The following is a 12,032-nucleotide window of genomic DNA, read 5'->3' on the forward strand; positions in this document are numbered from 1 at the left end:
ATCGTGTAGGACGCAGAAATGCTGGACGGGCGGGTTTCCCCGAAGTTGCCGCGATTGGAGGGGCAGCAAGGCGCGACGCGCCATGCTACAAACCCTGACTTTCCCCAATCTTCCAAGGCCCCGCGATGAGTGACAGCCTCTATGACCACTCGGCCACCAGCATCACCGGCGAGACGGTGCATCTTGCCAGCTATCGAGGCCAGGTGATGTTGATCGTCAACACGGCCAGTGCCTGTGGCTTCACGCCGCAGTTCAAGGGCCTGGAGCAGCTGTGGAAGGACTTCAAGGACCAGGGCCTGGTGGTGATTGGCTTCCCCAGCAATGAATTCGGTGGCCAGGACCCCGGCAGCAATGACGAAATCTCGTCCTTTTGCGAGCTGAACTACGGTGTCAGCTTCCCGATGATGGGCAAGGTCGAGGTCAACGGCGCCGGCGCCCACCCGGTCTGGAAGCTGCTGAAGCACGAAAGGCCCGGCCTGCTGGGCACCGAGGCCATCAAATGGAACTTCACCAAGTTCCTGGTTGGCCGGGACGGCAACGTGCTCAAGCGCTATGCGCCCAACGACACGCCCGAGAGCCTGCGCAAGGACATCGAGGCCGCGCTGCGCGCCACCGCCTAACCGAGCCGGCCAACCCGGCGAACCCCGGCCAAAAGCCTGCTTCGTCAGGGTGAACAGCATCGAACTCCTCAGCGTCAACACGGCCACGGCCACCTTGCTGCCCACCACGCAGGGCCTGGTGCAAAGCGGCATCCGCAAACGCCCCAACGCAGGCCGCGTGGCCGTGGGTCCCCAGGGTCTGGCGGGTGACGAGCAAGCCGATCTGACGGTGCATGGCGGTGTGGCCAAGGCCGTCTATGCCTACCCGGCCGAGCACTATCCGTTTTGGCAGACGGTGCGCGGCCAGGCCAAGGTGGCGGGCGAGTTGCCGTTTGGCGCGATGGGCGAGAACCTGAGCCTGCGCGGCCTGCTGGAAGGCCGGGTCTGGGCGGGTGACCGGCTGCGCTTCCCCGACTGCGAGCTGATCGTGACGGCGCCGCGCATCCCCTGCTTCAAGTTCGCTGCCGTGATGGGCTTTGCCCAGGCCGTCTCCTTGATGGCGCAGAGCGGCTACTGCGGCTTTTACCTGGCCGTGCACCGCGAGGGCAGCCTGGCGCCGGGCGACAGCGTCGAGCTGATCCCCGGCCCGCGCGAGCTGCGCATCGACGAGCACTTCCGCGCCGTGATGCGCAAGAAGGCGGCGCGCTGATGCAGCGGCGCGGTGCGCTGCTGGGCCTGGGCGCGCTGCTCGGTGCACGCGCCGTGGCGGCGCCAAAGCAGGTGCTCAAGGTGGGCCCGCGCGAGGCCCTGCGCTCGCTGGCCAGCGCGGCCCAGGCCGCGACGGACGGCACGCTCATCGAGGTCGAGGCGGGCGACTACCTGGCTGACGTGGCCACCTGGCCGCAGCACGAGCTGACGCTGCGCGCCGTCGGTGGCCGCGTGCGCCTCATCGCCAGTGGCGCGCATGCCCAGGGCAAGGGCATCTTCGTCACGCGCGGGCAGCGCCAGCGCATCGAGGGCTTCGACTTCATCGGCGCCCGCGTGCCCGACCGCAATGGCGCGGGCATCCGCCTGGAGGCCGGCTCGCTGACCCTGGTGGATTGCCGCTTCGAGGACAACGAGAACGGCGTGCTGACGAGCAACGACCCCGCCGTCGAACTCGACCTCATCGACTGCGACTTCGGCCGCATCGCCATGGGCACGGGCCAGACGCACAACTGCTATGTGGGCACGATCGCGCGGCTCGGCGTCACGGGCTGCCACTTCCACAGCGGCCTGATGGGCCATTTGCTCAAGAGCCGGGCGCGGACCAACCAGGTGCTGTACAGCCGCCTGGTGGACGGCATCGGCGGCCGGGCCAGCTACGAGCTGGAGTTCCCGAACGGCGGCCAGAACCTGGTGATGGGCAACCTGATCGGGCAAAGCACCAGCAGCGAGAACCCGCACCTGATCAGCGTGGGGGCCGAAGGCCTGCGCGGCGGCGCCCACGCGCTATGGCTGGTGCACAACACCTGCATCGACGACCGCCCCAGCGGCATCTGGCTGAGGGTGGCGGCAGGGCTGACCGACGTGCACGTGGCCAACAACCTCTTCGTCGGGCGGCGCAGCTTCGAGCCTGCTGCGGGCTGGGATGCGCACCACAACCACCAGGCCGACTGGGAGGCCTTTGTGCGCGCCAACCGCGAGGACTGGCGCCTCAAGCCCGACAGCGGCCTGCGCGGCAAGATTGCGGCCGCCGGGCAGATGGACCTGGGCGGGCGCCGCGTCGAGCTGCTGCCCACGCGCCAATACGCCCACCCGGCTCACAGCGTGGCGCTGACCCAGCCGCCTGTCTGGCCCGGCGCCCTTCAAACATGATCAGGGTTAGCACCAAGTAACGCCGGGTGCTCGGCGACGCCATGTCTTGCATGGTGACGAGGCTTCTTCCATGCTAGGAACGTGGGCGGCAGAAATCCAGGCCCGCGCCGGGGCGATTTGCGGGGCCAATCTAGACGCCGGCGAGGCGTTGGATCGGCCCCAACAACGAGCCGGCAACGACGAGTGGCCCCGCAAATCGCGCCGGCCCGAAGGGTTGGTCCCGGAAGGGGGGCGATTCGGCGTTGCACCGCTTGTCCGGGGGGCGACCCCGCACTGCGCGCTGCGCCTTGCCTCGCCCCCCTTCCGGGACCAACGCGGGCCTGGATTTCTACCGCCCACGCTCCTAGCCCAATGAGCTGGCTGACGCGATTGGGATTCGTAGGCCCCGGCACGGCCGAGGACCCGGCCGCCCTGCTGCGCGAGGCAGCGGCGGGCGATGCGGCCGCGCAGGCACGGCTCTACCGGCGCGAGTCGGGGCCCGTCTTCCGCTACCTGCTGGCGCTGGGCAGCGACGAGGCGCTGGCGCTCGATGCCATGCAAGACGCCTTTGTGGAGCTGCTGCGCACGCCTGGGGGCTTTGACCCACAGCGCGGCACGCTCGGGGCCTATCTGGCCGGCATTGCCCGCCACCGCTGGCTGGCCCGCTGCCGCGAGGCCCGCCGCTTTGTCGAACCGCCGCCGGACGACGAAACCGACACCGCCGCCGTCCTCGCCACGGCCGACCTGAGCGAGCACCTCGCCTGCCGCCAGCTGCAAGGCAGCGTCTGGGCCGGCATCCGCCAACTGAGCTGGACCCAGCGCGAGGCCCTGGTGCTGGTGGACCTGCAGGAGCGCAGCTACAGCGAGGCCGCCGCCATTGCCGGCGTCAGCGACGACGTGCTGCGCACCCGCCTGCACCGTGCCCGCACACGGCTGGCCACCGTGCTAGGGGCCCAAGGAGTACGACCATGAACGCAGACCCTTTGTCCGACCTGCCCCGCGCGCCCGGCCCGGTGCCCGAGGCGCTGGCCGCCCTGGACACGGCCCGCCACACGCTGGCCCAGGCGGCCCCCGACCCCGCCGCCGACGCCCGCGTGCTGGCGCAGCTGCAGGCAGCCTGCCCGGCAGCGCCCGCCGTCACCGCCACTGCTGGCACGGCGGTGGCGGCTGCCATTGCACCCCACCGCTGGCAACGCTGGCTGGCCACCTCGGCCGGCTTGCTGGCCACCGCCCTGGTGCTGCTGGTGCTGGGCCCACCCGGGCCCCGCCGCGCGGCCCAGCAGGGCTGGGACAGCGGCTTCATGCCCGTGGTCTCACAAGACGAATGGCGCCGCACCCTGGCCGAGCAGCGCGAGCTGCCCGTCTGGCTGATGCCGGCCGAGCTGCCACGCCAGCAACTGGCGCAGCTGGGCCTGCCCTTTGACGCCTCACGCGCCGACGAAAGCCTGCGCGCCGAGCTGATGGTCCACCCCTCCACCGGACGCCTGCTGGCTGTCCGCATCCTGCCCTGAAGGAGTTGTTCCCATGTCCCGCCCTGCCGCGATTCGACCCACCGTGCTGCATGCCGCCCTGAGTGCCACCCTGTTGGCGCTGGCCTGCGCGCCCCTGAGCCTGCGCGCCCAGACGTCCCAGACGTCCCAGACGTCCCAGACATCCCAGACATCCCAAACGCCCGAGGCAACGCCAGCCCCACCACCTCCCTTGCCGCTGGAGGCGCCCCACCGCCTCACGCTGACCCTGCCGCTGCTGGCCCAGGGCCCGGCGCCGCAGCTCGAACTGCTGGGCAGCGAAGGCGCCACGGCCCTGGCTTGGCATGAACTCGTGACGGAAGGCGTCGTCAAGGGCGCGCCCTACTGCGCCACCGCCGTTCATGAGCGCGTCCAGACACTGGCCGACGGCAACCGCATCAGCAAGAAGCAAAGCACCCAACTCTGCCGCGACGGCGAAGGCCGCACGCGGCGCGAGCTGCAGCGCGAGGGCGGCGCGCGCCTCATCTACCTCAACGACCCGGTGGCCAAGGAGAGCTGGGTGCTCGACCCCGAGGCCAAGACCGCGCGGCGCCTGGCCATCCATACCCAGGTCTTCACCGCCAACGGCACAGCGCCCTTGGCACCCCAGGCCATCCGTGAGCAGGCCGAGCGCTGGCGCGAATGGGCCAAGGAGATCGCCGAGCAGGCCAGGCGGGGTGTCATGGGCGAGCCCGCTCAACCAGGTCAACCGGGCCAGCCAGGTCAGTTGCGGGTGGAACGCCGCGTCGTGCGCCCCGGCGGCGAGCCTGGCGTCGTGATCGAGAGCGACACCGTGACGCCGGCCGCGCCTGGCGCCAGCGGGGTCGAGACCCGGCGCGATGTGCGCGTGCTGCGCCTGTCTGACCTGCCACGCATGCAGGCACCGATGCCGCCCATGCCCCCACTGCCGCCAACGCCGCCGTTGCCGCTGGGCGATCTGGGTGGACTGGCCAACCTGCTGCCGCGCGGCCAGGCCGTCACCACCGCGCTGCCGCCCAAGGAGATCGACGGCGTCAAGGTCAACGGCGAGCGCACCACCTGGACGCTGGAGGCCGGCAAGATCGGCAATGAGCGCCCCATCGTCAGCACCCGCGAAGTCTGGCGCAGCCCCGAGCTGATGCTCGTGGTCTCCAGCCGCGACAGCGACCCGCGCAGCGGCGACGTCATCTACCGGCTGGAGAAGCTCAAGCGCGGCGAGCCCGACGCGGCCTGGATGAAGCCACCGGCCGACTACGCGCGCCCCGCCCCAACGCCGCCGCGCCCCAAGGCGCCACCCGCCTCCGGCGAGCGGCGGCGGACAGAACCTGGCGGTCAGCCCGCGAGCGCCGGGTAGTCGGTGTAGCCCTCTTCCATGCCGCCGTACAGCGTCTCGCGCTTGACGGCGGCCCAGGGTGCGTCGCGGCGGATGCGCTCGACCAGGTCGGGGTTGGCGATGAAGGGACGGCCAAAGGCCACCGCGTCCGCCAGGCCCTCGGCCAGGGTCACCATCGCCAGCTCGCGCGTGTAGCCGTTGTTGACGATCCAGGGCGCCTGGCAGCGTTGGCGCAGGGCTTGGTAGTCAAACGGTGCGTTGTCACGCGGGCCGCCCGTGGCGCCTTCGATCACGTGCACGAAGGCCAGTTGGAGCCGGCCCAGTTGCTCGCCCACGTAGTTGTAGAGCGCCTGCGGGTCGCTGTCCTGACCGATGTCATTGGCCGGTGTCACCGGCGAGAGGCGGATGCCGGTGCGCGCGGAGCCAATGGCCGCGCACACCGCCTGCATCACCTCCACCAGTAGCCGCGCGCGGTGCTCGATGGGGCCGCCATAGGCGTCGTTGCGGTCATTGGTGCTGTCGCTCAGGAACTGCGCCAGCAGATAGCCGTTGGCGGCATGGATCTCCACGCCATCAAAGCCCGCCGCGATGGCATTGCGCGCGGCCTGCGCATAGTCGGCCACCAGTTGCGGCAGCTCCTCCAGGGCCAGGGCGCGCGGCGCGTCCACCGGCACCAGCTCGCCACGGCGCACATAGGTGCGCGTCTGGGCGGCGCGCGTGGTGGACGACACCGGCGCGGCTTCAGCAGGCTGCAGCGCGCGCACCGAGATGCGCCCCACGTGCCAGAGCTGGGCCACGATGCGGCCACCAGCGGCGTGCACGGCGTCCGTCACCACGCGCCAGGCGGCGATCTGCTCGGGGCAGTGGATGCCGGGGGTGTCGAAATAGCCCTGCCCATCGGGCCGGATCTGTGTGGCCTCGCTGATCAGGAGACCAGCGGTTGCACGCTGCGCGTAATAGGTCGCCGCCAGCGGCGGAATCACCTGGCCCGGCGAGCGGTTGCGCGTCAGCGGGGCCATCACGATGCGGTTGGCGAGCGCGATGTCGCCGAAGCGGGCAGGGTCAAACAGGGTGGGCATATGAAACGAGTGGGGGGCCTTGAGCCCCCCTTGGATCAAAACCCGCAGCTTACGCAGCCGCGCCGCAACCCGCCGTCACGCAGGGGATAGCAGGTCTGCGCTAGAAGCCACCACCTCGGGGCGCCGGTGCTCGCCCGGCCGCAGGGCCACACGCGCACGACGCGGCTGCGCCCCGCCATCCAACTCGTGGCACACCTGGGCCTGCCAGGCCAGGCCGTGCACGATGTTGTTCAGCTCCACGATGGCACGCTCGGCCGGCAGCACGAGGCCATCCGCCCAAGCCAGCGGCACATTGGCGGCGATCTGCATCGGGTCGGCCAGCGCCACCACCCGATGCCCGCGCCGCAGCCAGCGCCAGGCCAGGCCCACGCGCCGCCCATGCCAGCGCGCTTCCCACACCGTGATGCCCTCTGCCCGCGAGGGCTCGCCATCAGGTGCCAGGCCTTGCGTCTGGACGTGACGCAAGCACGCAGTCCAGGGGCCATTAAACAAAATGGGCTCTGATGTCTCTCCCCAAGAGATAACATCGTTGAGCGAAAACTTCGACATACGACCTCCTTCTTTGATGTCGAGGTGAGGGGGAGTTTGAGAAGCCCCGCCCCCAGCGGCAACCTAGCAACCTTGCCAAACGAGACTCATGGAGATCCGACTCCAGGACTACACCAACGTTGGCCTCGCGACCTCGGCGCCGGAGCTGCAAAACCAGCTCGTGCGCATGGCGGAGCGCATGGAATTTGGGCTGGTTTCGGCGGTGTTGATGAAGGGACCTTTCAACGCTCCGGATGTCGTGATTCGCTCGGTCGCCAACACACCGGCAGCATTTCTCGAAATCTCAAGAAATCTCGATCAGGCGCGCACCGACCCCGTGTTGCACCGCTTGATGCAGTCGAGCGTGCCTTTCATTTACGACCAGAAGCTGTACGCCGACGCAGGGGCTGGCGACCTGTGGGAAGAGCAAGCTCCGTTTGGCTACTGCACGGGGATCTCTGTCGGCTTGCATCTGCCCAACGACCGCCATTTCTTGTTGGGCGTTGATCGCCCGAAGAACCTGCCGCGTAGCGAGTCAAAGCTGACTCGAATGCTGGCAGACCTGCAGCTCCTCGCGGTCCACGCGCAGTACGCCGCGCAGCAGATCTTTGACGACGAGCTGGAGGCACCCGAGCCCAGGCCGAACCTCACCCCTCGTGAGCTTGAGTGCCTGAGATGGACGATGGATGGGAAGAGCGCCTACGTGACCGGGCAGATCCTGTCGATCAGCGCCTCGGCGGTGAACTTCCATTTGCAGAACGCCATGCGCAAACTGGACGTGGCCAGCAAGCACCAGGCGGTGCTCAAGTGCGTCAACCTGGGCATCCTTTGAGGGCAACGACCTGTACAGGTTGCTAGGTATTCGACTTCGGTTCTAGGGAGGAAAGTTGGTTCCGAGTTCAACGCACCGGAGCCAGCCATGTCCCTCTACCAACTGTTCTGCGAATTCTTTGGTTTCGAAGAAACCGACCTCCCCCGTACCGGCGGTTAAGGGTGTCGCGACCCGGGGTGGCATGATGCCGCGCCCATGTCGTCGTCCCCGCCTGCCAGTCTCAATCCAGCCCAGCTAGAAGCCGTTCATCATCTGAGCGGCCCCTGCCTCGTCATTGCCGGGGCGGGCTCGGGCAAAACGCGTGTCATCACGACGAAGATCGCCCGGCTGCTGGAGGGCGGCTATCTGCCTCGGCAGATCGCGGCGATCACGTTCACCAATAAAGCCGCGCAAGAAATGCGCGAACGAGCCAAGTCCTTGGTCGGCCCCAAAGCCGCCAAGGACTTGGCCATTTCTACCTTCCACTCCTTGGGCGTGCGCCTGCTGCGCGAAGAGGGCTCGCGGCTCGGGCTCAAGGAGCAGTTCTCCATCCTCGACAGCGACGACGTGCTCTCGGTGCTCAAGGATGCCGGCGGCACCACCGACATCAACACCGCCCGCCAGTGGCAGTGGACGATCTCTCTCTGGAAGAACCAGGGCCTGAACGCCGCGCAGGCCGCCGCTGCCGCCAAGAACGACAACGAGCGCGCCGCTGCCGCCGTGATGACGCGCTACCAAGAGCGCCTCGCCGCCTACCAGGCGGTGGACTTTGACGACCTGATCCAGTTGCCGCTCAAGCTGCTGACCACCGACGCGGAAGCCCGCGCAAAGTGGCAGGACAAGTTGCGCTACGTGCTGGTGGACGAGTACCAGGACACCAATGCCGTGCAGTACGAGCTGCTGAAATCGCTGGTGGGCGATCGCGGCATGTTCACCGCCGTGGGCGACGACGACCAGTCCATCTACGGCTGGCGCGGGGCCACGATCGAGAACCTCAAGCGCCTGCCCTCGGACTACCCGCTGCTGAAGGTCATCCCGCTGGAGCAGAACTACCGCTCCACCGGCGCCATCCTGCGCGCGGCCAACAACGTCATCGCCGGCAACCCCAAGATCTACGAGAAAAAGCTCTGGAGCGAGTACGGCGATGGCGAGCCCATTGCCTTGCTGGAGTGCGACGGGGAGGAGCACGAGGCCGAGCGCGCGGTGGCCCGCATCAATGCGCTGCGCGCCGAGGGCAAGGCGCCCAACTACAGCGACTTCGCCATCCTCTACCGCGCCAACCACCAGGCCCGCATCTTTGAGCAGGCGCTGCGCCGCGCGCAGATCCCGTACAAGGTCTCGGGCGGCCAGAGCTTCTTTGACCGGGCGGAGATCAAGGACCTGTGCGCCTGGCTGCGCTTGCTGGTCAACCAGGACGACGACCCGGCCTTTTTGCGCGCCGTCTCCACGCCCAAGCGCGGCATCGGGCACCAGACGCTGGGCAGCTTGGGCGAGTTCGCGGCCAAGTGGAAGTGCAGCATGTTCGAGGCCCTGTTTGCCGAGTCGCTCAGCTCCGCGCTCTCGACCCGCGCCATCGGCTCGCTGCACGAGTTTGGCCGCTACGTGAACGACCTGGAGTACCGCGCCCGGCACGCGGAAGGCCACGAGGCCGCCCGCACCCTGCTGATGGAGTGGCTGCTCGACATCGGCTACGAGCAGCACCTGACGGACAGCGAAGAGAACGAGAAGGTCGCCGCCGCGCGCTGGAGCAATGTGATCGACTTCATCGACTGGATCGCCAAGCGCTGCGGCGGCCTGCCCGAGGATGGCGGCCAGGAGAGCGAGAAGCAGACCGTGCTGCAAGTGGCCCAGACCATCAGCATCATCCTCAGCATCGCCGAGCGCGGCGACGAGCAGGACCAGGTCACCCTCACCACGCTGCACGCTTCCAAAGGCCTTGAGTGGCCGCACGTGCTGCTGGCCGGCGTCAACGAGGGCCTGCTGCCCTTCAAGGTCGAGGACGACGACATGACGCCCGAGCGCCTGCAGGAAGAGCGCCGGCTGATGTACGTCGGCATCACCCGCGCCCGCCAGACGCTCGCCGTCTCGACCCTGCGCCGCCGCAAGAAGGGCCGCGAGACCATCGCCGGCATCCCGAGCCGCTTCATCGCCGAGATGAAGTTGCACGAAGGCTCGGGCCGCGAAGACCCGCGCGAGAAGCTCAAGCGCATGCGGGCCGAGCTGGCCGCCCAAGCCGCCGCACGTGCCACGCCAAACGGCTAGCGGCATTCCGTGCCATGCATCACACCCACCCCACCAGCTCCCGGGGGGTGCGGTGGCGGGGTGTGCCGTCTGCACGCAGGGTTTCCGAGGGGGACTTCCAGAATCAGCGCCATCGTCACTGCCTCGATGGGAAGTTCTCCATGCGTCGTGCCCTCGCCCTCTTCACGCTGCTGGCCGCCAGCCTCACCGCGCAGGCTGCGCCGGTGCCGACCAACCTGCTGGTCAATGGCAGCTTCGAGGCCACGCCGGTGGGCAATGGCTCCTGGGCACAGGTGAACAGCATGCCAGGCTGGACCTGGCTGGCCGGGCCGGGCACTGGTTTCGAGGTCCGTAACAACGTGGCCGGCGCCGCGCAGGACGGCGGCAACTACCTGGAGCTAGACACCAACGGCAACACCACCATCGGCCAGACCCTGAACGGCCTGGCCGCCGGCCTGGCCTATGACCTGAGCTTTTGGTACGCGCCGCGTGAGTTCCAGGCTGCCGCGACCAATGGCATCCAGGTCTACTGGAACGGCCTGCAACTGGGCGGCACGCTCACCGGTGACGGCGGCGCGGGCAATCTCTGGAGCGAGCACCGCTTCAGCGTGGTGGCCCAAAGCGGCCCCAATGTGCTGAGCTTCAGCGCCGTGGGCCGCAGCGACACCCTGGGTGGCAACTTGGACAACGTGCGCCTGAGCCAGCGCGTGCCCGAGCCCGGCAGCCTGTGGCTCACGCTGACGGCCCTGGCCAGCCTGGTGCTGCTGCACCGCGCGCTGCGCCGCCGGCCGCGTGCGGCGCTGGTCCGCCACTGAGCCCGCGTTGGCGGGCTGATGGCCCCAGCTTCACACTGCTTCACTAGGGCGCGCTAGAGTGGCGGCGCCGGCCGCGTCCTGCGGCCCGTGCCCACCACCCCTGCCCCTGAAGCTGCCATGCCTCTGCCTTGCCGCGCCCCTGTGGGCGCCTTGCTGCGTTTCTCCCCTCGCCTGAGCCTCTGCCTGGGCGCCCTTGGCCTGCTGCTGAGTGCCTGTAGCGGCGGCAGCAGTGCACCTGCGGCCGCCCCCAAGGCCCCGCCGCCGCCCGAGGTGGGCGTCGTGCCCGTACAGCCCGGCGCTGCCGAGCTGGTGGCCGAGCTGCCGGGGCGCCTGGAGGCCTACCGCGTGGCCCAGGTGCGCGCCCGCGCCGCCGGCATCCTGGACAAGCGCCTGTTCCTAGAGGGCAGCGACGTCAAGGCCGGCCAGCCGCTCTTTGCGATCGACGCCGCCCCCTACAAGGCGCAGCTCGACAGTGCCCGGGCCGCGCAAGCCAAGGCCGAGGCCAACCTCACCCAGACCCAGGCACTGGCCGAGCGCTATGCCCAGCTCGTCAGCACCCAGGCCGTCAGCCAGCAAGAGGCGCTGAGCGCGCAGGCGGCCTTCCAGCAATCCAAGGCCGAGGTCGCCGCCGCCAAGGCCGCCGTGCAAACGGCCAGCATCAACCTAGGCTATGCCAGCGTCACCTCACCCATCAGCGGCCGCATCGGCCGCGCCCTGGTGACCGAAGGCGCCCTGGTGGGCCAAGGCGAGGCCACGCCCCTGGCCGTGGTGCAGCAGATCGACCCGATCTACGTCAACTTCACGCAACCCGCCGCCGAGGTGATGCGCCTGCGCGAGGCCCTGGCCCAGGGCCGGCTGCAGCGCGCCGGCGGCAAGGACGCCGCCGCCGTGCAGGTGCTGATGGACAACGGCAGCCCCTACCCGCTGCGCGGCAAGCTGCTGTTCTCGGACCTGAGCGTGGACCCCAGCTCGGGCCAGATCGCCCTGCGGGCCGAGGTGCCCAACCCCAAGGGCCAGCTGCTGCCAGGCCTCTACGTGCGCGTCCGCGTGGCGCAGGCCGAGGTGCCCGGTGGCCTGTGGCTGCCCGACCAGGCCGTGGCCCGCAGCCCCAAGGGCGACACGGTGCTGGTGGTGGGCAGCGATGAGCAGCTCAGCGTCCAGCCGGTGCAGACCGGCCCCGGCCAGCCGGGCCGCGCACTGGTGATGTCGGGCCTCAAGGCGGGTGACCGCGTGGTGGTGGACGGCCTGCAGCGCGTCAAGCCGGGGGCCAAGGTGCGTGCTGTGCCTTGGGTGCCCACGGGCGCGATTGCCGCTGCGCCAGCGGCCGCCTCGGCGCCTGCCTCCGCCGCGTCGCGCTGAGGAG

Annotated in this window: 12 protein-coding genes; 10 read left to right on the forward strand and 2 right to left on the reverse strand. The window is 69.3% G+C overall.

Annotated elements, in window-relative coordinates; translation table 11 throughout:
• Positions 1–125: 125 nt before the first annotated feature.
• The 6 genes from ABDJ85_RS01260 to ABDJ85_RS01285 all read left to right on the forward strand — a co-directional run bounded on the left by ABDJ85_RS01260 (position 126) and on the right by ABDJ85_RS01285 (position 5,216).
• The gene (locus ABDJ85_RS01260) at positions 126–620 is read left to right on the forward strand and encodes a glutathione peroxidase (protein ID WP_347702910.1); all 495 of its coding nucleotides are present in this window, start codon (positions 126–128) and stop codon (positions 618–620) included.
• A 49-nt stretch (positions 621–669) separates the two neighbouring features.
• Positions 670–1,248, forward strand: a complete 579-nt coding sequence (locus tag ABDJ85_RS01265; protein WP_430765505.1) for an MOSC domain-containing protein — start codon at positions 670–672, stop codon at positions 1,246–1,248.
• Positions 1,248–2,396 (forward strand): right-handed parallel beta-helix repeat-containing protein, encoded by a 1,149-nt coding sequence (locus ABDJ85_RS01270; protein WP_347702911.1) that lies wholly within the window; start codon positions 1,248–1,250, stop codon positions 2,394–2,396. The genes ABDJ85_RS01265 and ABDJ85_RS01270 overlap by 1 nt, the downstream gene beginning before the upstream one ends.
• Before the next feature lie 351 nt (positions 2,397–2,747).
• Positions 2,748–3,347 (forward strand): RNA polymerase sigma factor, encoded by a 600-nt coding sequence (locus ABDJ85_RS01275; RefSeq protein WP_347702912.1) that lies wholly within the window; start codon positions 2,748–2,750, stop codon positions 3,345–3,347.
• Positions 3,344–3,886, forward strand: a complete 543-nt coding sequence (locus ABDJ85_RS01280) for a hypothetical protein (RefSeq protein ID WP_347702913.1) — start codon at positions 3,344–3,346, stop codon at positions 3,884–3,886. The genes ABDJ85_RS01275 and ABDJ85_RS01280 overlap by 4 nt, the downstream gene beginning before the upstream one ends.
• Positions 3,887–3,899: 13 nt before the next feature.
• Positions 3,900–5,216 carry a hypothetical protein gene (locus ABDJ85_RS01285; RefSeq protein WP_347702914.1) on the forward strand — a complete coding sequence of 439 codons (1,317 nt, stop codon included), beginning with the start codon at positions 3,900–3,902 and terminating at the stop codon, positions 5,214–5,216.
• Here ABDJ85_RS01285 and ABDJ85_RS01290 read toward each other — a convergent pair.
• Entirely contained in the window at positions 5,195–6,274 is a 1,080-nt protein-coding gene (locus ABDJ85_RS01290) for an alkene reductase (protein ID WP_347702915.1), read from the reverse strand. The two genes, ABDJ85_RS01285 and ABDJ85_RS01290, sit on opposite strands and share 22 nt — an antisense overlap.
• A 75-nt stretch (positions 6,275–6,349) precedes the next feature.
• Positions 6,350–6,739, reverse strand: coding sequence for a DUF4902 domain-containing protein (locus ABDJ85_RS01295; RefSeq protein WP_347702916.1), 390 nt, complete (start codon positions 6,737–6,739; stop codon positions 6,350–6,352).
• Between the two features lie 172 nt (positions 6,740–6,911).
• Between ABDJ85_RS01295 and ABDJ85_RS01300 the strand changes: the two genes are divergently transcribed.
• The 4 genes from ABDJ85_RS01300 (at position 6,912) to ABDJ85_RS01315 (ending at position 12,028) form a co-directional block, all read left to right on the forward strand.
• Positions 6,912–7,634 (forward strand): autoinducer binding domain-containing protein, encoded by a 723-nt coding sequence (locus ABDJ85_RS01300; protein WP_347702917.1) that lies wholly within the window; start codon positions 6,912–6,914, stop codon positions 7,632–7,634.
• Between the two features lie 195 nt (positions 7,635–7,829).
• Entirely contained in the window at positions 7,830–9,875 is a 2,046-nt protein-coding gene (locus ABDJ85_RS01305; protein ID WP_347702918.1) for an ATP-dependent helicase, read from the forward strand.
• 140 nt (positions 9,876–10,015) lie between these two features.
• Positions 10,016–10,669, forward strand: coding sequence for a PEP-CTERM sorting domain-containing protein (locus ABDJ85_RS01310; RefSeq protein WP_347702919.1), 654 nt, complete (start codon positions 10,016–10,018; stop codon positions 10,667–10,669).
• A 117-nt stretch (positions 10,670–10,786) separates the two neighbouring features.
• Entirely contained in the window at positions 10,787–12,028 is a 1,242-nt protein-coding gene (locus ABDJ85_RS01315) for an efflux RND transporter periplasmic adaptor subunit (RefSeq protein ID WP_347702920.1), read from the forward strand.
• Positions 12,029–12,032 lie beyond the last annotated feature (4 nt).

The sequence above is a fragment of the Roseateles paludis genome, assembly GCF_039872745.1.
GTDB lineage: Bacteria > Pseudomonadota > Gammaproteobacteria > Burkholderiales > Burkholderiaceae_C > Pelomonas > Pelomonas paludis.